Annotated in this window: 20 protein-coding genes and 2 tRNA genes; 18 read left to right on the plus strand and 4 right to left on the minus strand. The window is 55.3% G+C overall.

The features are described from left to right. From dnaA to ACQQZ8_RS00050, 10 genes are all read left to right on the plus strand, one after another. Window positions 1–1,443, plus strand: a complete 1,443-nt coding sequence (dnaA, locus tag ACQQZ8_RS00005; RefSeq protein WP_431710723.1) for a chromosomal replication initiator protein DnaA — start codon at window positions 1–3, stop codon at window positions 1,441–1,443. Between the two features lie 483 nt (window positions 1,444–1,926). Continuing rightward, window positions 1,927–3,054, plus strand: a complete 1,128-nt coding sequence (gene dnaN, locus ACQQZ8_RS00010) for a DNA polymerase III subunit beta (protein ID WP_431710724.1) — start codon at window positions 1,927–1,929, stop codon at window positions 3,052–3,054. Window positions 3,055–3,113: 59 nt separating this feature from the next. Further along, window positions 3,114–4,277 (plus strand): DNA replication/repair protein RecF, encoded by a 1,164-nt coding sequence (gene recF / locus ACQQZ8_RS00015; protein WP_431710725.1) that lies wholly within the window; start codon window positions 3,114–3,116, stop codon window positions 4,275–4,277. After that, the gene (locus ACQQZ8_RS00020) at window positions 4,270–4,797 is read left to right on the plus strand and encodes a DUF721 domain-containing protein (RefSeq protein WP_431710726.1); all 528 of its coding nucleotides are present in this window, start codon (window positions 4,270–4,272) and stop codon (window positions 4,795–4,797) included. The genes recF and ACQQZ8_RS00020 overlap by 8 nt, the downstream gene beginning before the upstream one ends. Before the next feature lie 341 nt (window positions 4,798–5,138). Beyond that, the gene (gyrB, locus tag ACQQZ8_RS00025) at window positions 5,139–7,139 is read left to right on the plus strand and encodes a DNA topoisomerase (ATP-hydrolyzing) subunit B (protein WP_431712211.1); all 2,001 of its coding nucleotides are present in this window, start codon (window positions 5,139–5,141) and stop codon (window positions 7,137–7,139) included. A 62-nt stretch (window positions 7,140–7,201) separates the two neighbouring features. After that, window positions 7,202–9,829 carry a DNA gyrase subunit A gene (gene gyrA, locus ACQQZ8_RS00030; protein ID WP_431710727.1) on the plus strand — a complete coding sequence of 876 codons (2,628 nt, stop codon included), beginning with the start codon at window positions 7,202–7,204 and terminating at the stop codon, window positions 9,827–9,829. Next, complete coding sequence (locus tag ACQQZ8_RS00035; protein ID WP_431710728.1) at window positions 9,826–10,470, plus strand: DUF3566 domain-containing protein; 645 nt, start codon at window positions 9,826–9,828, stop codon at window positions 10,468–10,470. The genes gyrA and ACQQZ8_RS00035 overlap by 4 nt, the downstream gene beginning before the upstream one ends. Window positions 10,471–10,580: 110 nt before the next feature. Further along, window positions 10,581–10,654: transfer RNA gene (locus ACQQZ8_RS00040), tRNA-Ile, on the plus strand. Between the two features lie 30 nt (window positions 10,655–10,684). Beyond that, window positions 10,685–10,804: a DLW-39 family protein gene (locus tag ACQQZ8_RS00045; RefSeq protein ID WP_431710729.1), complete on the plus strand. Its 120-nt coding sequence runs from the start codon at window positions 10,685–10,687 to the stop codon at window positions 10,802–10,804. Window positions 10,805–10,813: 9 nt separating this feature from the next. Further along, window positions 10,814–10,889, plus strand: a tRNA-Ala gene (locus tag ACQQZ8_RS00050). Between the two features lie 112 nt (window positions 10,890–11,001). Here the strand turns inward: ACQQZ8_RS00050 and ACQQZ8_RS00055 are convergent. Further along, window positions 11,002–12,144: a glycosyltransferase family 4 protein gene (locus tag ACQQZ8_RS00055; RefSeq protein WP_431710730.1), complete on the minus strand. Its 1,143-nt coding sequence runs from the start codon at window positions 12,142–12,144 to the stop codon at window positions 11,002–11,004. Window positions 12,145–12,293: 149 nt separating this feature from the next. Here ACQQZ8_RS00055 and ACQQZ8_RS00060 point away from each other — a divergent pair, with 149 nt between their 5' ends. Then, window positions 12,294–13,172, plus strand: a complete 879-nt coding sequence (locus ACQQZ8_RS00060) for a DMT family transporter (protein ID WP_431710731.1) — start codon at window positions 12,294–12,296, stop codon at window positions 13,170–13,172. A gap of 49 nt (window positions 13,173–13,221) precedes the next feature. On the opposite strand, the gene ACQQZ8_RS00065 is transcribed toward ACQQZ8_RS00060, so the two are convergent. Beyond that, entirely contained in the window at window positions 13,222–13,431 is a 210-nt protein-coding gene (locus ACQQZ8_RS00065; RefSeq protein ID WP_431710732.1) for a hypothetical protein, read from the minus strand. Window positions 13,432–13,595: 164 nt separating this feature from the next. Here ACQQZ8_RS00065 and ACQQZ8_RS00070 point away from each other — a divergent pair, with 164 nt between their 5' ends. After that, window positions 13,596–14,141, plus strand: coding sequence for a peptidylprolyl isomerase (locus tag ACQQZ8_RS00070; protein ID WP_431710733.1), 546 nt, complete (start codon window positions 13,596–13,598; stop codon window positions 14,139–14,141). Window positions 14,142–14,481: 340 nt separating this feature from the next. Continuing rightward, window positions 14,482–15,108, plus strand: a complete 627-nt coding sequence (locus tag ACQQZ8_RS00075) for a rhomboid family intramembrane serine protease (protein WP_431710734.1) — start codon at window positions 14,482–14,484, stop codon at window positions 15,106–15,108. 502 nt (window positions 15,109–15,610) lie between these two features. On the opposite strand, the gene ACQQZ8_RS00080 is transcribed toward ACQQZ8_RS00075, so the two are convergent. Beyond that, window positions 15,611–16,222 carry a LysE/ArgO family amino acid transporter gene (locus tag ACQQZ8_RS00080; protein WP_431710735.1) on the minus strand — a complete coding sequence of 204 codons (612 nt, stop codon included), beginning with the start codon at window positions 16,220–16,222 and terminating at the stop codon, window positions 15,611–15,613. 71 nt (window positions 16,223–16,293) lie between these two features. On the opposite strand from ACQQZ8_RS00080, the gene ACQQZ8_RS00085 reads away from it, so the two are divergent. Beyond that, window positions 16,294–17,193 carry an ArgP/LysG family DNA-binding transcriptional regulator gene (locus tag ACQQZ8_RS00085; protein ID WP_431710736.1) on the plus strand — a complete coding sequence of 300 codons (900 nt, stop codon included), beginning with the start codon at window positions 16,294–16,296 and terminating at the stop codon, window positions 17,191–17,193. A 91-nt stretch (window positions 17,194–17,284) separates the two neighbouring features. Here ACQQZ8_RS00085 and ACQQZ8_RS00090 read toward each other — a convergent pair whose 3' ends face one another. Next, window positions 17,285–17,533: a cell division protein CrgA gene (locus tag ACQQZ8_RS00090; protein WP_431710737.1), complete on the minus strand. Its 249-nt coding sequence runs from the start codon at window positions 17,531–17,533 to the stop codon at window positions 17,285–17,287. 208 nt (window positions 17,534–17,741) lie between these two features. Here ACQQZ8_RS00090 and ACQQZ8_RS00095 point away from each other — a divergent pair, with 208 nt between their 5' ends. From ACQQZ8_RS00095 to ACQQZ8_RS00110, 4 genes are all read left to right on the plus strand, one after another. Further along, the gene (locus ACQQZ8_RS00095; protein ID WP_431710738.1) at window positions 17,742–18,506 is read left to right on the plus strand and encodes a class E sortase; all 765 of its coding nucleotides are present in this window, start codon (window positions 17,742–17,744) and stop codon (window positions 18,504–18,506) included. 173 nt (window positions 18,507–18,679) lie between these two features. Next, complete coding sequence (locus ACQQZ8_RS00100; protein ID WP_431710739.1) at window positions 18,680–19,324, plus strand: anthranilate synthase component II; 645 nt, start codon at window positions 18,680–18,682, stop codon at window positions 19,322–19,324. 639 nt (window positions 19,325–19,963) lie between these two features. Then, entirely contained in the window at window positions 19,964–20,551 is a 588-nt protein-coding gene (locus ACQQZ8_RS00105) for a TetR/AcrR family transcriptional regulator (protein ID WP_431710740.1), read from the plus strand. Then, complete coding sequence (locus ACQQZ8_RS00110; RefSeq protein ID WP_431710741.1) at window positions 20,548–21,126, plus strand: hypothetical protein; 579 nt, start codon at window positions 20,548–20,550, stop codon at window positions 21,124–21,126. The genes ACQQZ8_RS00105 and ACQQZ8_RS00110 overlap by 4 nt, the downstream gene beginning before the upstream one ends. The last annotated feature ends 110 nt before the right edge of the window (window positions 21,127–21,236 follow it).

A 21,236-nucleotide genomic window follows, 5' to 3' on the forward strand; every position in this document is an offset into this window, starting at 1 on the left:
GTGAGCAGCGACGAAACCAATAGCATTGGGAGCTCATGGCGCCAGGTGATCCGCCAAATCGAGAACGACGATCGGGTTAAAGCCCGGCACCGCCCGTATGTTTCTATGGCCAAGGCCCAGGGCTTGATCGGTAGCACGTTACTAGTTGCAGTTCCGAACGATTTCACCCGAGATATTCTGCAAACACAGCTACGCGAGCCACTAGATGATGCGCTTCGTATCGTTTTCCAAAAAGAGATCCGCTGTGCTGTCAGTGTTGATCTCACCTTGGAAGAAGTCGAGGAAACGGATCCTGAAACTGAATCAGTAGCAGCTACTCCCCTAGTTGACGATGATGAAGTAACGACCACCGGGCCACGTCCGAAGCCGGCCCCGCAGCCAACTCCCCCGTCGAATTCTCAGGAATTCGGCCGGCTCAACCCGAAGTACATTTTCGATACATTCGTCATCGGGTCCTCGAACCGCTTCGCGCATGCCGCGGCAGTGGCCGTTGCAGAAGCGCCGGCCAAGGCCTACAACCCGCTCTTCATCTACGGCGACTCCGGGCTGGGCAAGACTCACTTATTGCACGCAATCGGTCATTACGCCCGGCATCTCTATAAGGGGATTCGCGTACGCTATGTGAATTCTGAGGAATTCACGAACGACTTCATCAACTCGATTCGCGATGACGAAGGCGCTAGTTTCAAACAGACTTATCGTAATGTCGACATTTTGCTGATTGATGATATCCAGTTCTTGGCGAACAAGGATGCTACTCAGGAAGAGTTCTTCCATACCTTCAATGCGCTACACAACCACAATAAACAGGTTGTCATCACTTCGGATCTGCCGCCAAAACAGCTTCAGGGTTTCGAAGACCGCATGCGTTCGCGATTCGAATGGGGTCTACTGACCGATATTCAGCCTCCCGAGCTCGAAACCCGTATCGCCATTCTGCGTAAAAAGGCCGATGCAGAAAATCTCTCTGCGCCCAGCGACGTTATGGAATACATCGCTTCACGGATCTCCACGAATATTCGTGAGCTCGAAGGTGCGCTCATTCGAGTGACAGCTTTCGCCTCACTAAACAATCAACAGGTTGATCTAGCCTTGGCTGAAACTGTGCTCAAGGATCTCATTAGTGAAGACGGCGCGCAGGAAATCACTCCCGCGACCATCATCAAGCAGACCGCAGAGTACTTCAGCCTGACTATCGAAGAACTCAATAGCAAATCTCGTACACGCACTCTCGTCACTGCTCGCCAAATCGCTATGTACTTGCTGCGTGAGCTGACCGATATGTCGTTACCAAAGATCGGTGCCGAGTTAGGCGGCCGTGACCACACAACGGTTATTCACGCTGACCGCAAGATCCGTGAACTGATGGCTGAACGACGCGCGATTTTCAACCAAGTCACCGAACTAACTAACCGCATCAAACAAAGTCAGCGAGAGCACTAAATCCCGATAATCACAAGTGTGGATAACTTTGTGGATGAATTGGTGAAAGGTGGGCAGTTGCCTGCGGATAACCCGTAGGGCACCTGTGGAACCTAAAAATCGTGGAACTGAGTGTCAACAACCCTTTGGAACTAAGTTCCACCGTTAGCCACAAACTGTACACATGCACAATTGCGGGGATTTCGCGTAAGTTAGGGCTTATCCACAGGATCCACAGGGGTTATTAACACTCTTACTTTTAACCCTTTGAAACCAAATAACGAGTCCACTCCCCCGGATCCCAAAATTCGATCTAGCAAGCTCCACAAATTTTTGTGATCAATGCTTTACCGATCACAATCAGGTACCTAGCGGAAGATGGAGCTCACTTAACATGGCAAGATTGAAGATGGTCTACGTATCGTTGTCTATGATTACGACCCCGTAGACAATGGCCATACAGGCTCAAAGTAAACTTGTACGCTCCGAAAGGCGGATTGATTCGTGAAGTTCAGCGTTGAAAAGGATGTTCTGGCTGAGGCCGTATCCTGGACCGCTCGGTCTTTGTCACAGCGTCCGCCTTCACCAGTACTTGCTGGCATTTTGTTGACCGCACAACAGGGAATCGTGCGTCTCGAGGGATTTGATTACGAAATCTCCTCGCACATTCAGATACCAGCAGAAATTGCTGAAGAAGGTGCGATCCTCGTCTCAGGCCGACTATTGGCAGACATTACTCGCAGCCTTCCGCAGTCGACAGTCACTATCGAAACCGAAGGTTCAAAGATCACCGTCAGCTGTGGTCGCTCCCGGTTCCATTTGGCGACGATGCCCGTGGAAGAGTATCCAGATCTTCCAAAACTTCCAGAAGTTACCGGCACCGTTGATGGGCAACGTTTCGCAGAAGCAGTTTCACAAGTAATCGTGGCTGCATCAAAAGATGATACTTTGCCGGTGTTGACCGGAATCAAGGTTGAAATTGAAAACGATCAAATCACGTTCTTGGCTACTGACCGTTACCGTCTGGCCATGCGCGAGTTGAACTGGAAGCCAAACCAGCCTGAAATTTCTACCTCACTGCTGATCAAGGCCAAAACCTTGAATGAAGTAGCTAAAACGTTGGCGCATGCTGGTGAGTTAAAGATCGCCATCAGCGAGAACGGTGAGATGGTGGGATTTGAAAGTTCTAACCGCCGCACCACATCGCTATTGATCAACGGTGACTATCCAAAGATCCGTTCGTTGTTCCCTGAGAACACTCCAATTCATGCCACAGTGCGTGCGTCTGAGTTGATCGAAGCCGTACGTCGCGTTTCAGTTGTGGCCGAACGGAACACCCCGGTACGCATGGCCTTTACCGACGGTCAACTGACCATGGATGCGGGTACAGGTGAAGACGCTCAGGCCGAAGAGTCGATTGAAACTCAACTGACCGGTGAAGATATCACGGTCGCCTTCAACCCAACATTCCTTGGTGAAGGTTTGAGCTCATTCAATACCGAATTCGTTCGTTTTTCCTTCACCAGTGCACCTAAGCCTGCAATGATGACAGGCCAGGCCTCGTTAGAGGAAGCAGATCAGGATCAGTACCGGTATTTGGTCATGCCGGTACGCCTTCCAAACGCGAATTAGTAACTTCTTGGCGGTGAGTGGCAATAATGTCACTCACCGTATTTCTTTCGGGGACCTAGGTGTATATCTCTCAGTTGTCGCTCACCGACTTTCGCTCCTATGCGCAAGCCGACGTGCGTTTATCGCCTGGCATCAATGTGCTCATCGGCCCCAATGGAGTAGGTAAAACCAACATTGTTGAGGCCATCGGCTATCTAGCCAACCTCTCATCACATCGAGTGAGCAACGATGGACCGTTGCTTCGCTTCGGCACCGAACGCGCGGTCATCCGCGGAGCCGTACATCGAGCAGAGCGTGTCACTTCACTCGAGGTTGAAATTACCAGCGGAAAAATCAACAAAGCGCGAATCAACCGAGCAAATCCGGTGCGTGCACGCGAAATCTTAGGCATCGTAAGGACAGTTCTCTTTGCTCCTGAAGATTTGTCGCTGATTAAAGCCGATCCATCGTTCCGCAGAAAATTTCTCGATGATCTCTTGGTGTCGCTTCGCCCCGTTGAAGGCGGAACCAAGAATGATTACGAACGGATTGTGAAACAACGCAACGCCCTATTGAAGTCTGTGCGGGGCAAGAGCAAAATCAGTTCATCCCAAGAAGCCACCCTCATGGCGTGGGATTTGCAGCTAGCTGCCACCGGCGCCCGGCTGATGCGTGGCCGACTGAACGTTCTGGAATTATTAAAACCCTATGTGGTGGCGGCCTATGCTGACTTAGCCGATGGGGCGAAGATCGCCAGCGTGCAGTATCTCAGCTCATTAAGCGCAGAAGGTGCTGCGCCTGAGCTCGATCCACAAATACTCTCCCAATTGTCACAAGATGAGTTACAAGAACTTATCTTGCGTGCCGTGGAATCGAACCGGGCCAAAGAAATCGACCGTGGCCTTACGCTTTTTGGGCCGCATCGCGATGATTTAGCTTTACATCTTGGAAACACCCCAGCTAAGGGCTATGCATCGCATGGCGAAACCTGGTCTTTTGCCTTAGCTCTGCGGCTTGCCGCCTATCGGGTCTTTGGGGATGATGATCCACGTCCAGGTTCCGGTCCGATCTTGATCCTTGATGATGTTTTTGCTGAGCTGGATGCCACTCGGCGAGACCGTTTGGCGCATATTGTTGCTGGAGCCGAACAGGTTCTGGTCACGGCGGCCGTGCCAGAAGATGTTCCTACCGCGCTCAAGGGATCTTTCTTCCAAGTCAGCCCGGGGCAAGTTGACGATGTCTGAGCAGGAGATTGACCCAGCGAAGGCGCTCTTGAATCGGATGCGCCGGCTTGCCGAGGAACGCGGTGAGACCCGTCTTGACCCGGCGCGTCTTGCCCGTGTGCAACAGCGCCAGGCGGCTCGGAAGACTGGCGCCCAACCGGCAAAAACTGAATCGGATCCCAACGCTCGAGACCCACGAGCCATTGGCGATGTCATCGGCAGGCTCTCTAAAACACGTGGTTGGGGTACCCAAGTGGCCGTCGGGTCGGTGCTGGGACGCTGGTCGCAGATTGTCGGTGAGGAGATTGCTGCGCACTGCAAACCCGAATCTTTCGAAGACACCGTCGTCGTAGTACGCTGCGATTCGACTTCCTGGGCCACCCAGTTAAGGCTGTTGAGCCATGAGCTGCTCAAACGTTTCGATGCTGAGCTAGGACCGGGGATTGTGACCGTTATTCGGGTCTTGGGACCCAATGCTCCTTCGTGGCGTCATGGTCGACGCTCGGTAGCTGGTCGAGGTCCACGAGACACTTACGGGTAAGAATTGCTGGTGCGCCATGTGGCGCTCTCACGCACCCCGTGGCTGGATCCCCCCTCAGCGGATCGTTCTAGATCGCTCAGATGTCGGTTTTTGTGCGTTTAGTGGCCTGTTTTGCCCTGCCGATCCCACCATATTTCCATCTACCGGGTAGAATTGAGGCAAGTGTGTCATGGCTAGGCGGATGGTTTCGTCTGTGCCGTGCATAAGAACATGATCGCGGTGTTCCGAAGTGATTCGGCCCGTCGGTCTGCGCATCAAAATTCGAGGAGTACGTAGCACCCGTGTCTACCGAAAACGCTTCACCGCAGGAGCCGGCCAACAGCCCCAGCTCCACGGAATCGATGACTGCCAAAGTTGAGCATACCTACGGCGCACAAGACATCACCGTGCTCGAGGGCCTGGAAGCAGTCCGTAAACGCCCCGGCATGTACATTGGCTCCACCGGCCCCCGCGGCTTGCACCATCTGGTCTATGAAGTCGTGGATAACTCCGTGGACGAGGCCCTGGCAGGTTACTGCGACACCATTGACATCACGTTGCAAGCCGATGGCGGTGTTCGCGTAGAAGACAATGGGCGCGGTATCCCAGTGGATATTCACCCCACCGAGGGTAAGCCCACCGTTGAAGTGGTTATGACGATTCTGCACGCCGGCGGTAAATTCGGCGGCGGTGGTTACGCGGTTTCCGGCGGTCTGCACGGTGTGGGCATTTCGGTTGTTAACGCCCTATCCCGCCGGGTGGAAACCAAGATCTGCCGACAGGGTTACGAATGGCGCATTTCCTTCGCTAACGGCGGTGTCACCCAGCAAGAGCTGACTCAAGGCGCCGCCACCGAGGCCACCGGTACCCAGCAGATCTTCTACCCAGATCCGGAAATCTTCGATACCACCGAGTTTGATTTCGAGACGCTGCGTGCTCGCTTCCAGCAGATGGCCTTCCTGAACAGGGGTCTCCGAATCCGTCTGACCGATGAGCGGGTTGCGGCCGATGAGCCGGAAGCAGAGATTGACGAGACCGGTGAAAACGCGGCACCGAAGCCACGCGTGGTGGATTATCACTACGAGAATGGGCTGCTGGACTACGTCAAGCACCTGAACCAGGCCAAGAAAATTGAGCTGGTGCACGATGAGGTCATTGCCTTCGAATCCGAAGACACTGCCCGCGGCATCAGCATTGAGGTGGCGATGCAGTGGACCACCGCCTACGCCGAGTCGGTGCACACCTACGCCAACACCATCAACACCCATGAGGGCGGTACCCACGAAGAGGGCTTCCGCGCCGCGTTGACCTCGCTGATCAACCGCTACGCGCGGGATAATAAAATCCTGCGTGAAAAGGACGAGAACCTCACCGGCGACGACGCTCGCGAAGGATTGACCGCGGTCATTTCGGTGAAGCTCTCCGAGCCTCAGTTCGAAGGCCAGACCAAGACTAAGCTGGGCAACTCCATTGCCCGTGGCTTTGTTCAGGGCGTGGTCAATGAGGAACTTGGTGACTGGTTCGAGCGTAATCCGGGGGCTGCTAAGGACATTATCCGCAAGGCACAGATGGCCTCGCAAGCTCGTCTGGCCGCCCGTAAGGCTCGCGATAACGCCCGCCGTAAATCCCCGATGGAATCCTTCGGCATGCCCGGTAAGCTCTCGGATTGCTCATCGAAGAATCCTGTGGAATGCGAAATCTTCATCGTCGAGGGTGACTCGGCCGGCGGTTCGGCTAAGCGCGGCCGTGACCCGCATACGCAGGCCATCCTGCCGTTGCGCGGCAAGATCCTCAACGTGGAACGTGCCCGCTTGGATCGCGCGCTGGGTAACGCCGAAGTACAGGCAATGATCACCGCCTTCGGCACCGGTATTGGCGAAGAGTTCGATATGGCCAAGCTGCGTTACCACAAGATCGTGCTGATGGCCGACGCGGACGTGGATGGCCAGCACATCACCACGCTGCTGCTAACCCTGATTTTCCGTTTCATGCGCCCACTGATCGAACACGGTTATGTGTACCTGGCGGCTCCGCCGCTGTACCGCATCAAGTGGTCCAACGCCCCACACGAGTACGTGTATTCGGATAAGGAACGCGACGATTCGCTGACCAAGGGCGCGGCTGGCAATAAGCGTTTGCCTAAGGAAAACGGCATTCAGCGTTACAAGGGTCTGGGTGAGATGGACTACTCCGAACTCTGGGACACCACCATGGATCCGGCACGCCGCACCCTGCGACAGGTCGCCATGGATGACGCGGCCGCAGCCGACGAGGTGTTCTCGGTGCTGATGGGTGAGGACGTCGAGTCCCGCCGCAGCTTCATCCAGCAGAACGCCAAGGATGTGCGCTTCCTAGACATCTAGGACGCCACTTGGCCCTGCCACCTGATGCACGACAGAATTCTTGACTTACCCAAAGGGATGAAATGAGCGACGAGCAGACTCCTGAGAACGCGCCGATCGACGGTGAGATCGTAGCCGCTGGCGATACGATCGACCGGATCGATCAGGTTGATCTCCAAACCGAAATGCAGCGGTCCTACCTTGACTACGCCATGGCGGTCATCGTTGGGCGTGCGCTGCCGGATGTCCGTGATGGACTGAAGCCGGTGCACCGCCGCGTGCTGTACGCCATGTATGACGGCGGCTACCGGCCGGAACGGTCCTACAATAAGTGTGCTCGCGTGGTCGGTGAGGTCATGGGCCAGTACCACCCGCACGGTGACACCGCGATCTACGATGCGCTGGTGCGTCTGATTCAGGACTGGGTGATGCGCTACCCACTGGCTCTAGGCCAGGGTAACTTCGGCTCACCGGGTAATGACGGCGCCGCCGCCCAGCGTTATACCGAAACCAAGATGGCTCCGCTGGCCATGGAAATGGTGCGGGACATCAACGAAAACACCGTTGATTTCCAAGACAACTACGACGGTAAGAACCAGGAGCCGGTGGTTCTTCCGGCCCGTTTCCCGAACCTTTTGGTCAATGGCTCCTCCGGTATTGCGGTGGGTATGGCCACCAACATTCCGCCGCATAACCTGCGCGAAGTGGCCGAAGGTGTGCAGTGGTACCTGCAGAACCCCGAGGCATCCCGTGAGGAACTGCTGGCCGCGTTAATGCAACGCGTCAAGGGCCCGGACTTCCCCACCGGTGCCATGATTCTGGGCACCAAGGGCATTGCTGATGCCTACCGCACCGGCCGTGGCTCAATCACCATGCGTGCGGTGGTGAACGTCGAAGAAATTCAGGGCCGCACCTGCCTGGTGGTCACCGAGCTACCGTATATGGCCAACCCCGATAACTTGGCGATCAAGATCGCTGATTTGGTCCGTGACGGAAAGATTTCCGGGATCGCCGATATGCGCGATGAGACCAGTGGTCGTACCGGCCAGCGTCTGGTCATTATCTTGCGTCGCGATGCCGTGGCTAAGGTCGTGCTGAACAATCTCTACAAGCACACCGAACTGCAGTCGAACTTCTCCGCAAATATGCTGGCGATTGTTGATGGGGTGCCGCGTACCTTGCCGCTGGATGGTTTCATTCGCCACTGGGTGATCCACCAGATCGAAGTCATTGTTCGCCGCACCCAGTACCGGCTGGCCAAGGCCGAAGAAGAAGCGCACATTTTGCGCGGCCTGCTCAAGGCCTTGGATGCCCTCGATGAGGTCATCGCACTGATTCGTCGCTCCCCTACCACCGAGGCAGCCCGCGACGGGTTGATGGAACTGCTGGATATCGACGCCGAGCAGGCGCGCGCCATTCTCGACATGCAGCTACGTCGGCTTGCCGCCCTGGAACGCCAGAAGATCCAGGACCGTCACGCCGAGCTGGAAATCATGATTGCCGAGTTCAAGGCCATCATTGCCGATCCGCAGCGGCAGCGCAGCATCGTGTCCGAGGAACTAGCCGAGATCGTGGAGAAGCACGGCGATGATCGCCGTACCAAGATCCTGATGGGCTACGACGGGGATATGAGTGTCGAAGACCTGATCCCTGAAGAGGAAATGGTCGTCACCATCACCCGCGGTGGCTATGTCAAGCGCACCCGTATTGATAATTACCGTTCGCAGCAACGCGGGGGCAAGGGGATCAAGGGCGCCAGCCTGCGCGGGGACGACGTGGTGGAGCACTTCTTCGTCACGTCTACGCACAACTGGCTGCTGTTCTTCACCAACCATGGTCGGGTCTACCGCACCAAGTGCTACGAACTGGCCGAGGCCGGACGCGACGCTAAGGGCCAGCACGTGGCCAACGTGATGGCTTTCCAGCCCGATGAGCATATTGCTCAGGTACTGGATCTGCGTACCTACGAAGACGCTGAATACCTCATGCTGGCTACCCGTAACGGCTTGGTGAAGAAAACCCGTCTGGCGGATTACGACACCAACCGCACCGCAGGGGTCATCGCCATCAAGTTGCGCGAAGACGATGAACTGGTCTCTGCACAGCTGATCAGTGAAACCGATGATGTGATGCTGGTCTCGCGTAAGGGGCAGTCGGTACGCTTCACCGCCACCGATGCGGCATTGCGTCCGATGGGCCGGGCCACTTCCGGGGTGACCGGTATGCGCTTCCGTGAGGGGGATCAGCTCTTGGCCGCCGATGTGGTGCGCGAGGACGCCTTCGTCTTCACTGTTACCGATGAGGGCTATGCCAAGCGCACCGAAGTCTCCGAGTATCGCGTCCAATCCCGCGGTGGCTTGGGCATTAAGGTTGCTAAACTCAACGAAGAACGCGGTGAACTAGTCGGCGCGTTGATCGTTGAAGAAGGCGATGAGGTGCTGGTGGTGATGGCTTCGGGCAAGGTAGTTCGCTCGGCGGTTTCCCAGGTTCCGGCCAAGGGCCGTGACACCATGGGGGTCATCTTCGCTAAGCCCGATAAGAAGGACCATATTATCGCGGTAGCGAAAAATTCCGAGGAGGAGCTCGAAGAGAACTCCGAGGAAAGTGCAGTACCGTTGAATCCAGAAAATACGACCACTGAATCATCAGCGGAAGCAACCCCCGAAACTTCGGGCCCCGCGGATGAAAGCACTGACGGAGGTAACGCATGAGCACACCATCGACGCCTCGCCCGAGCGGTAATGGTGAATCATCGAATGCGACACCACGGACCACTCAGGTGAAACGACCAGCCCAGGGTGGCACTAACCCACGCCCGGGAGCGGCGCGTCCCGCTGCAGCCCGGCCGCAAGCCGGCGCCTCGCGTCCGGCACCAACCGGTGCCAAGCGCCCAGCGGCGACCGGTGCGCGTCCGGGTGGTTCAGCCCCCGGTGCACCCACACGCCCGGCCCCAAGTCAGGAAAAGTTGGTTCGACCAGCCCCGAAGGCCAAGGTGCGCAAGGCTCGCCTGTTGGTCTCGAAGGTTGAACCTTTCTCCGTGTTGAAACTCTCCTTCCTGCTTTCGGTCGCCTTCGGTGTGCTGACCGTGGTGGCTGCAGTGGCCTTCTGGGCGGTTTTGGATCTCACCGGCACTTTCGAAACCTTCAATCAGCTGATGCGCGACGCGATCGGCGCAGAGAGTAACTTCGATCTACGCAATGCCTTCTCGCTGGGTCAGGTCGCCTCTTACGCGACGATCTTGTCCGTAGTCAACGTGGTGGTTATTAGCGTTATTTCGATGCTTGGCGCGGTCTTGTACAACATCGCCGCCTCACTGGTCGGTGGCGTTGGAGTCACTCTAACCGACGACTAAAAGCCTCAAATCGGACCCCGGAAACGACTGTGATGGACGCCACCGGGGTTCGATTTGTATCCGGAGCAAAACCCCGGTAATGTTTTATTTCGTTCCGAAGGGAATGGTAAGGGCGTATAGCTCAGGCGGTTAGAGCGCTTCGCTGATAACGAAGAGGTCCCAAGTTCAAGTCTTGGTACGCCCACGGAAACCTTACCGACGAGAAAGAGGTAGAATGAAAAAGCTGCTGATTCTCGGATCGATTGCGGCCGCGGCAGTGGTCTTGATCAAAAAGGCTAAGGGTTCTGCGGAAACGAAGGAAACCTGGCATCAGGTAACCGACAAGGTTTCCTAAAACCTTCTCGGGGGTATGGCGCAATTGGTAGCGCACCTGCTTTGCAAGCAGGGGGTTAGGGGTTCGAGTCCCCTTACCTCCACCAGAGAAAAAGAGCCTCATCCACACGGATGAGGCTCTTTTGCTATCTACCGAGACCTCAAAGCAGGGTTCTCCGAAACCCTCCAAGAGCCTAGAACCGTTTCTAACGGACTGAATTACCCAGAATAGGCCCGAGAGCGGACTTGCGCATAATAGGCCAGTAGCTGATCCCCTATGACCTTCCACGAACGATCCTGAACGCTCCGGTGGGCGGAGCTGGCGAAAGCAAGTCGTTTGGTATCGTCATAGACCAAATCCGATACCTTGGCGCGAAGGTCGCTGAGATCGTTAGGCGCGTAGAGCCACCCGGTATGCGAAGAATCCACGAGGTCGACCGGGCCACCACGGCCTACGGCTACCACCGGAACTCCACTGGCCATCGCCTCCTGAATCGTCTGACAGAAGGTTTCGGAGGCACCGGGATGGACGAATAAATCGAAACTCGCCAACATGCCAGCAAGCTCTCCTCCGGTGAGGAAACCTGGGAAATGCGCATTCGGTAGTTCCGTGCGCAGGGTATCGCGCAATGGACCCGAGCCGACGATGACTAACTTGGTGTTCGGTAAATCAGCCAAGACTTTCAAATCAGCGACCTGTTTTTCCGCGGCCAAACGACCGATATAGCCGATGATTCGTTCACCATTGGGCGCTAACCGGGCGCGTAGCTGCGGGTCACGGCGTGCGGGGGTGAACAAAGAGGTATCTACCCCCCTGCGCCACAGTGCAAGACGGGAAATATTCAGTTGCTGGAGCTGATTCATGGAGAAACTACTAGGCGCAAGCGTCAAGTCGGCCGCATTATGGAGGGCTCGAACATGCTCCCAAAGCCTGGTCTCCAGCCATGGCACCTGATACCGCGCGGCATAAGAAGGAACTTCAGTCTGATACACAGCCACACTGGGAATTCCCAGATCCCGGGCCGCTCGTACCGCACGCCAGCCAAGTACAAAGGGGCTAGCTAAGTGCACGACATCGGGTGCGGAGTCATGGAGCATTCGACGAATCGAAGCAACCGGTCCTGGCGCCAATCGCACGCTGGGGTAGCTAGCTAAAGCCACAGACGGAACGGTACGAACCGGAAACCCGCAGTAACGACTGGGAACCGGACGCTGTCGCCGTGAATCGGCTAAAGAACCAGCCGGAGTGATGACTTCAGCCTGGTGCCCTTGAGCGCGTAAATGCTCCAGGGTTTTTAGCACGGAATTGGTGACGCCGTTCATATGCGGCAGGAAAGATTCGGCAACAATGGTGACCTTCACACATCCAGCGTGAGAGGTGCGAGTTGCCACTGCGTAAACCGCAGGTTCCGCGTTTATGAACTTCTTGGTTTTAACCCGCTCTCGAAATGTGTCCACGGTAAGCCCGCGCATAAATATCTGATTGGCCGCTTGAAATGTACTCTTATCAGGTGACCATCATTCTGGTGATCGTTGGTGTGCTGGGAGTTTCTGCTTCTGGCCCTTTGATTGCAGCTTTCCCCGCAGTACCCGTGCTAGCCATGGCTCTGTGGCGTAACTTCGGTGCCACCGCTGTGCTGGTGCTCCCAACTCTGGCTAAAGATCCGCGGAGTTTCCAAAAAATGCGCGGTCGAGAATGGACTTTTTGCAGCATCGCTGGTGTGTCCTTGGCGCTGCACTTTGTCTGTTTCATGTACGCGGTACGGATGACTTCGGTGGCGGCAGGCACGGCACTGGTCTGCATTCAGGGCGTATGGATCGTGCTTTTTCAACGATTGCGTGGGACGCGCTACAGTGCCAAGGTATTTTCCGGAATCGCAGTGGCGCTAGCTGGGGTTCTCGTGATTACCGGCTTTGATTTAGGCCATGGACGCGAAGCGATTATTGGGGATCTATTGGCTATCGCCGGCGGAATCCTGGCTGGTACCTATACGATCGCCGGATCGGTCGCGCGACGAACCATGAGCACCGGAGCTTACACCTCGGTGTGTTACGCCATTACCTCGGCAGTCTTATTGATCATCTGCCTGGTCACGGGTGAACAAATCTGGGGATTCGACGCTTGGGGCTGGTTTGGCATCATTGCGCTCACCGTATGCGCGCAGTTACTAGGGCATACAGCTCTGAATCATCTCTTATCGATTCTCGGGCCGTTGACTGTGTCGACCTTGATCCTGCTTGAGATTCCCGGGGCGGCGTTCATTGCAGCGCTCATGATCGGTCAAATCCCACCACCCGGAACCGTGCTGGGACTGATTGCGATACTCATTGGATTAGTTCTGGTCATCCGTGGGCAGAGTAAACAAACAGTCCCTAAGCCTGATAGCTAACCCGCAAGGCTATATGCGAATGAAAGCATATAGCCTTGTCGATTCACTATTAGTTCTCTTTCGCCAAGTTCTTGACCTCGTCGACGGTCGCCGGCTTCGGGGCATTTACTGGATCGAGAGTCGTTGGTTTAGGCGCCGGAAGCGTCCACGGGTCGTCGATTGGATTTGATGCCTTCCATGCCGCGACCACCGCAGCAACGGCGGCGGCAATGAGTCCCACGAGCAGGAACTTGCCGAACGTACACTTCTTCTTGGCCATGAAAACTCCTTGGCGTTCCGTTCTACTGATTCCCTTCCAGCGTAGGCACAAACAGGGGTCGCAGGCTACGCATGGCACATCCGCCAAGCGAAATTCTCAAAGTTTTCACTCAACGCGTAGTCCGGCTTTGGCAGTGCCGCATCTGATCATGGGAGAATGAACGCATGACTGCAATTGCTACGCATAAAGCTACGATTCACACCAACCAGGGCGACATCGTCGTAAACCTCTTTGGTAACCATGCACCAAAGACCGTTGAAAACTTCGTTGGTCTGGCTACCGGTACGCAGGAGTGGGTACACCCTGAATCCGGTGACAAGAAGACCGATACTCCGCTCTACAACGGAACCATCTTCCATCGCATCATTGCCGACTTCATGATTCAGGGCGGTGACCCATTGGGTCAGGGCTTTGGCGGTCCGGGTTACCAGTTCGATGACGAGATTCACCCAGAACTCGACTTCAACTCGCCATACAAGCTGGCTATGGCCAACGCTGGTATCCGTATGGGCCGTGGCACCAACGGCTCGCAGTTCTTCATCACCACCATCGCTACCAATTGGTTGCAGGGCAAGCACACCATCTTCGGTGAGGTCACCGACGAAGCATCCCGCAAGATTGTTGACGCGCTGAACAACGTGGCCACCGATGGTCGTGACAAGCCGCTCGAGGACGTTGTCATCAATTCGATTGACGTCGAGACTCTCTAAGGACCTTGCGTCCTTGACGCATGAGGCTCCGGCTATCTCTTGGTAAAAGGGAGAGTCGGAGCCTCGAACTTTAACTAGCAGCACATTTTCAAGCACTCAGGCAGGAACCCCTATGGCATACGGGCAAGTATCTCCCACACCGGCGCAAGCACCGAGCTGTTTCAAGCATCCGAGCCGGGTCTCTTATGTTTCATGCCACCGCTGCGGCCGCCCGGTCTGCCCTGAATGCCAGGTGCCCGCGCCAGTAGGAGTTCAATGCACTGAATGTGTACGCGCTGCTAACAAGGCAATTCCGCGGACCAGAACCCAATTTGGTGGGACCGCTCGGGCAGGAAAGCCCGTGGTGACCTATACATTCATTGGTTTGAATGCGCTGATGTATGTGCTGCAATGGGCCATTCCAAATTTTACGCAACAGATTTATCTGCTCGGTGCCCTCGCGTATTGGGAACCATGGCGCATCTTGACCAGTGCCTTCGCACATTCCCAAGGTTCACTGCTACATATCGCGATGAATATGTATGGGGTTTACATTTGCGGAACACTGCTAGAACCTCGGCTGGGGCGACTGCGGTTTACTTGGCTCTATCTCTTATCGGCATTCGGAGGCTCACTGGGGGTGCTAGTGCTCAGTAACCCCTTGAGCGCGACGCTGGGGGCATCCGGTGCCCTCTCAGGACTATTCTTAGCTCTCTTCATCGTGTTTAGAACTAATCGGTCGGCCCTGAAACAAATGGGTATCGTGCTCATGCTCAATGCGGTTATGGGATTCATAGTTCCTGGGATTTCTTGGCAGGGGCATCTAGGTGGGGCGGTATTGGGAGCCATTGCTGCAGCTGCAATCGTACTTATCCCCAAGGGCGCAAAGCGCTCCGCGATCCAGTTCACGCTTCTTAGCTCGATCACTCTCCTGCTGATGGTTAGTTGCTACCTCGCTGCATCGATGATCCGCTGGCCAATAGGCTAATTCGAACACAGGAATCCAAACTTATCCACAACTACTGTCCACAGTGTTAATAACTTACACACATGTAATTTGAGCCCAGGCGGATAGCTAACCAAGTGACTAGACCTGAATTCCCGGGGAATAGTCGCTCCCCATCGAAATTGTGCACAGATTAATTCACAAGTGTGGATAACTTTTAAACAGGCTCTGTAGATAATGTGGATTCCGACGCTGTGCACCGATCCACCGGGCTCTTCGAATTAATCTACGAACAGCGTATGACTTGGGAATATGACGTGTTTTCACACTACTTGTCGAAACTGTCCACACTGGAAATCCACAGTGTTAATAACTTACAACCATGTAGTTTGATGTTGCAGAACCCCGGAATTTGGCTGTATCTATCGGCTGGCTTCGAATTGCATCGCCACATATCCCCAGCTGTGGATAAACTTGTGAACAATTTATCGGACTCGATATCCACAGTGGCTGTGGACATCTGTGTATATCTGTGGAAGATGACTCAGAGAAGTGGCAAAACCAGTCGTACAGCTAAGTACGCCATGAAAAGGCAGATCAGCAGATCCAGTATTTGCCAGGCCCTAGGTTTGGCGAATAACCGAGAGAGTATCCTGGAGGCTGCTCCGAGGGTGCAAAACCAGATCACACTAGCGGCGATGGCACCTGCGGCGAACTGCCAACGATCAGCCGCAAAGCTATTGCCGATGGAACCAAGCAGAATAACGGTGTCCAGATAGACATGAGGATTTAACCACGTCAAGGCAAGGGTTGTGGCGATGACCTGTTTAGCAGATGGGGCCGTAGAAGTTTGTTTTGTGCTCAACGAGGTGGGTGAAAGGGCGCGACGCAAGGCAACCACTGAGTATCCAGCTAGGAAGAGTGCCCCCAGCATGCTTGCAGCGGGAAGAACCCAATTCGCCCGTTCGATGACTGCGCCGATTCCAGCGATTCCGGCGGTTATTAACACTGCGTCTGAGATGGCGCAGATTGCAACACAAGTCCAGACGAACTGTTTGGTGATTCCTTGGCGTAAAACGTGGGCATTTTGTGCGCCAATCGCCACGATGAGAGATAGGCCGGTGCCGAATCCAGTCAGAGCGGGGGAGATGAGCATGGAATGACGATAAAGTACCGAGCTTAGTGCTGTCGAACTTAACTAACTTACCTAACATTAGACTTGCTTACGTGAACTTCGACCTTGAGCAATTACAGACCCTATTAGCCGTGATTGATACGGGAAGCTTTGAGGATGCCTCAATCGATCTGGGCATTACTCCGTCGGCGGTGAGTCAGCGAATTAAGGCTCTAGAGTCACGGGCGGGAGCTATCCTAGTAATTCGTTCCAGACCTGTTTTGCCCACCGAGCAAGGGCTGAAAATCTTGGGTTACGTTCGACAAATCAGCATGTTAGGCAGTGCGTTGAACTCTGAGCTGCAAAGCCAGAGCGGAACCGAGGCGCAGGCTGAAATCTCTGTTGCGGTTAACGCTGATTCTCTAGCTACATGGTTTGGCCCCGTCCTCAAACGTTTGGCCGTGCGTCGCGATCTGAGTTGCGAATTTGTTCGAGCAGATGAACACCAAAGCGCGAAGCTACTGAAGCAAGGTACGGTCAGTGCCGCGGTCACCACCCAAGCCGAGGCCATGCAGGGGTGTGCTTCCCAAAAATTGGGTACTACGCGATATTTCGCGGTGGCAGCTAAGGGATTAGTTGAACAACAAGGCACTAAGCCAGGCGAGCAGCTGCAACTTGCAGACTTGCCAGTGGTGAACTTTGATCGCGATGATCCATTGCAACGTGATTTGCGCGAACGCCTTACCGGCTCACGCCGGTGGAGTCCTAACGTTCCAGTACATTATGTTCCCGACTCTTCACAATTTGCGCAGGCCATCCAAGCGGGGATGGGTTGGGGCATGATTCCTGAAATTCAACTTCGAGAGCTGTCGGGGGTCATGATTTTGGAGCATTCATGGTTCGTTGATGTGCCTTTGTATTGGCAACGATGGACGGTCTCCTCGACAGCACTGGACGCTTTAGGTGACATGTTATTTGCGGCCACCGGAATCGCCGGCCTACGTAACCATTAGTCTTGATGCGGTAACCGGGCCGGAAAGGTAAAGAAAAATCCCGGTCTGGGTAGAGCGGGATTTGGCGACGTACACCTAGGAATGTGCTGAACTATTTCCAGTTCGTCGTCATGAAAAAGCCGACCATCGCGATGCCGAAACCAATGACAATATTCCAGCCGCCGATGTTTGGAATAGGGAACAGGGTCTGAGAAATGTAGTAAACCATCACCCACACTAGGCCCAGCAACATCAGTCCAAACATCACCGGCTTGTACCAAACTGGGTTGGTGCTTTCGGAGGTATGTGCACCTGGCTTCTTGTTCTCAGATTTGTCGGTGCGACGATTCGATTCAGACAATGTGCGGCTCCCTAACTTCATCAGCCTAATGTAGTAATCGGGAAGCACTCAGATGTTCCCGGTAGTCTTAAGCATGAAGTATCGGCAGTTGATTGCTAATACTTCGTTTAGCTTCCATACTAGCGGTTTTCGACACCTTGATTCGCGTCGGATCCACTTATATGCAATCTATCCAGCACTTGTTGCCTACTCCTGCGAGGAATGCATAGTGAACCGTACGGTTACACCAACTGGGCGTCGGATGGCCCGGTCACAGGCCAGCATTGGCAACCGGATCCTCGGTGTCTTCGGCGAAATCCTTATAACGCTCGGGATCTTTCTGATGCTGTATGTGGCATGGGAGCTGTGGTGGACCAACATTGATTCGGCCCAAGCTCAGAAACAGGTAACCAACGAGTTGGTGCAGAACCTTGGGGATGTGCACATTCCGGAAGAAGTTGAAGAGCGGGACTACGGTCCGGCTCCAGTTACCGAAATCGCGGACGGGGAAACTTTTGGCATCATGTATTTCCCGTCCTTTGGGCGTAACGGTACTCACCACCCGGTCACCAATGGTGTAGGACCAGACGTAATCAACAGGGTAGGGATTGGGCAATACCCGCAGACTCAGCAGCCCGGCGAATTAGGTAACTTCGCGGTAGCAGCCCACCGACAGACCCACGGGCAAGTCTTCTGGGACATTGACAAACTCGGCGAGGGTGACAAGGTTTACCTGCAAACCAAGGAGGGTTATTACACCTATACCTGGCGCGAGACCGAAATTGTCCTCCCTAGTGCCGGGGAAGTCCTACTGCCGGTACCTCACGAGTTTGGGAGTGAACCAACCACATCCATTCTGACGATGACCAGCTGCCACCCGCCGTTCTCCACTCGTGAACGAATTATCGCTTACTCCGAACTGACCAATTGGCGCCCCTTGGATGCCGGGCCGCCGGCAGAAATTCGCGACATGGTCAAAGACGCAACCTCGTAGGAACTACACATGTATTCATGGATTTTTCGTAATCTTCCCGGCCCTTTATGGATCAGAATTATCTTCGCGCTCATTCTGATCGCGGCGGTCGTACTATTACTAATGATGTACGTTTTTCCGTGGCTGAGTCAGTACAGCCCATTCACCGAATCAACAATTAGTTTGAGGATGCTGTGAGCGCGACAAAAATCCTAGTAGTCGACAACTACGACAGCTTTGTATATACGCTGGTGGGTTACTTACAAGAACTCGGTGCCCAGACCACCGTGATCCGCAATGACGAATACTCCTTGGACCAGGTACTGGGCATGGCGGCGTCCCACAATGGCGTACTTGTTTCGCCGGGCCCCGGGGATCCTGCCGGGGCAGGTGTCAGCATTGACCTAATCAAGTGGTGCGGTGAGCAGGTAAAGCCGATGCTTGGGGTGTGTTTGGGACACCAGGCTCTCGCCGAGGCTTTCGGTGGAACCGTGACTCATGCCGAGGAGCTGATGCACGGGAAGACTTCCCAACTGAAGCACCAAGAGCACCCGATTTTCCGGAATGTCGCCAACCCATTTACCGCCACGCGTTATCACTCGTTGGCGGCTGTGCGTTCAACTATCCCCGACGAGTTGGAAATCATTTGTGAAACCGACGGGGGAGTGGTGATGGGGCTGGCTCATCGCAGCAAGCCACTGTGGGGGCTCCAGTACCATCCGGAGTCCGTCCTAACCCAGGACGGCTATCTAATGTTGGGTAACTGGCTCGAGCACGTTGGGCTAAGCGGAGCCGCAGCGAAAGCAACCGCGCTTAGCCCACTATTCAGTGCTCAATAGTTAGCGACTGATCTAGTGCTCATCTGCAAATCTACAGATGAGCACCAAGTCAGCGTTCAGGGCTGTAATCAGCACGGACACCTTGCCCCGAAAGACAAACTTGGTGGAACGGGTGCCACAGTCCACAACTGGCTAAGCCGTCCTCGAGTGCAAATCGATCGTTTAGTTGATTCAATCGGCGTTTGATTTGTCAGCAGCGCAATGAACGGCCTCGTACAGAGCACTCCTACCAAGTAGATCTGGATTCGGTGGAACTACTCGCCGTGCATGTAGGTCCTTTGGATTGGCTTGCTGCCGAGAATGAGGCGTCCTATGGGGACGCGACGATTGTTTACGCATTGTTGGGCTTGCACGACAGCTGCGCTGTGTGCTCGCCCAAGTTCGAGGGTTTTATGTGGCCGTCGGATCCAAATGAACGTGGTTACTTTGGAGCGATTGAGTATCGGGCGAAACTACGGTGAGTCCTTCCACTGCCCCTGAGTGAGCAACAGGGCCTAGGGTTTCTGCGCGACCCCATTCTTTGGCGTACTCTCCCCGCGTGCGGGCGAACAGCCGCATGTCACCATCAGCCACAGACGATATCTGTGAAGTCTCGCCAGCTAATGTTACTATTGGTAACATACTGAGGTGGGGATAATCGTGACGGAGCCAAAGCGAATTCCAGCGGCTAAACGGAAAGCAATGCTGGTAGCTGCCGGGATTGAGATTGCTCGAGCCGAAGGCGGAAGCTCGGTCACTTTGGCGCGAGTTGCCAAGGCGTGCGGGGTAACTAAGCCAATCGCCTATCGACTTTTCGTCGACTTGCCCGATCTGCTCGAGCAGATGCAACAACAAGTTTTGGCGGGCTACGAGGCTGTCATTATGCAGGCCTTGAACCAGGCCAAGGCGGCGGGAGCCCGCCGCGCTGAGCTGTTGGGGGTGCTCGCTCGCACCTATGTCGAGCACAACCTGGCCGACGGGGCAGTTTACGATACCGTGTCTGCCGCTCTGGCCGCCACTGTCGCAGCCGAGGAACCATCTCTTACTCTGCCCGACTCTTACCTTGCCCTTGCCCGCGACCTGTTCGGCCTGCCTGTAGGGCAGGAGACGACGGCGGTGGTGATGTTCCTTGGAGCAGCGGACTATCTCGTTGCCGCAGTTCAAACGGGCCGCGTCAGCTCTCAGGACGCCATTGCTCAGCTGACGAGATTGTTTGAGCCGCTGTCCGGTGGCCAGGAGCAGCAATGAATGCGTGGGCAATCACTGGCAGCGTCGTTGGCCTTGGGATTGCAGGCTTGGACCCGCTCGGGGCACTGATGGTCATGCCGGCAGTGATGGCTGGAGTTCGTCGGCACGTGGTCATGCTCTTCTTCACCACCGCCGCGTTCTTCACGATCGCCACAGGGGTTCTGCTGGGCGAGTCGGTACAGTACGTAGTTTCTTGGCTTGAGAACCTGACCGTACCCGTATCGGTGCGTCTGGCCGTTCAGATTGTTACTGCTGCGGGCTTAGGGTGGTGGGCCATTTACCGTTGGATCCACCGCAAAGACCCCAAGCAGGAGAAGAAGAGCAAAACGGTGCTCGTCGGGCCGATGGCGATGAGCCTAGCTGGAACGTTCTGGGGCGTCTCAGCGGTGACTGACCCCAGCTTTCTGGCATTGGCTGCGATCGATTCCCGCATCGGAAACTTGCTGGTCTCGGTTGCGCTCTACCTCGGGTGGTTCGTGGTCAGTCAAGCCCCGCTGTGTGCTGTGGTGCTCGCCCTGGCTGCCGGACGCGACTCCGCGCCCGTGCGCCGCTCGCTTGCCCTAGCCAGCGTCTAGCGGCGCCCGTCGCAGTGCTTCTGACTTTCCTGCTTGCAGGCGTCACAGTAGTTTTGGTTCTGAACGTGGCCACCTACCTGACCAGCGGAGCGTTCTGGCCTGTGTGAGCT

Source organism: Glutamicibacter uratoxydans (genome assembly GCF_050753455.1).
Lineage (GTDB): Bacteria > Actinomycetota > Actinomycetes > Actinomycetales > Micrococcaceae > Glutamicibacter > Glutamicibacter uratoxydans_A.

Excerpts from the sequence above, each read along its gene's own strand:
- ACQQZ8_RS00070 (WP_431710733.1), top strand. The coding sequence starts at position 13,596 with ATGACTGCAATTGCTACGCATAAAGCTACGATTCACACCAACCAGGGC.
- gyrA (WP_431710727.1), top strand. The coding sequence starts at position 7,202 with ATGAGCGACGAGCAGACTCCTGAGAACGCGCCGATCGACGGTGAGATC.
- ACQQZ8_RS00035 (WP_431710728.1), top strand. The coding sequence starts at position 9,826 with ATGAGCACACCATCGACGCCTCGCCCGAGCGGTAATGGTGAATCATCG.
- gyrB (WP_431712211.1), top strand. The coding sequence starts at position 5,139 with ATGACTGCCAAAGTTGAGCATACCTACGGCGCACAAGACATCACCGTG.
- ACQQZ8_RS00045 (WP_431710729.1), top strand. The coding sequence starts at position 10,685 with ATGAAAAAGCTGCTGATTCTCGGATCGATTGCGGCCGCGGCAGTGGTC.
- ACQQZ8_RS00110 (WP_431710741.1), top strand. The coding sequence starts at position 20,548 with ATGAATGCGTGGGCAATCACTGGCAGCGTCGTTGGCCTTGGGATTGCA.
- ACQQZ8_RS00065 (WP_431710732.1), bottom strand. The coding sequence starts at position 13,431 with ATGGCCAAGAAGAAGTGTACGTTCGGCAAGTTCCTGCTCGTGGGACTC.
- ACQQZ8_RS00020 (WP_431710726.1), top strand. The coding sequence starts at position 4,270 with ATGTCTGAGCAGGAGATTGACCCAGCGAAGGCGCTCTTGAATCGGATG.
- ACQQZ8_RS00080 (WP_431710735.1), bottom strand. The coding sequence starts at position 16,222 with ATGCTCATCTCCCCCGCTCTGACTGGATTCGGCACCGGCCTATCTCTC.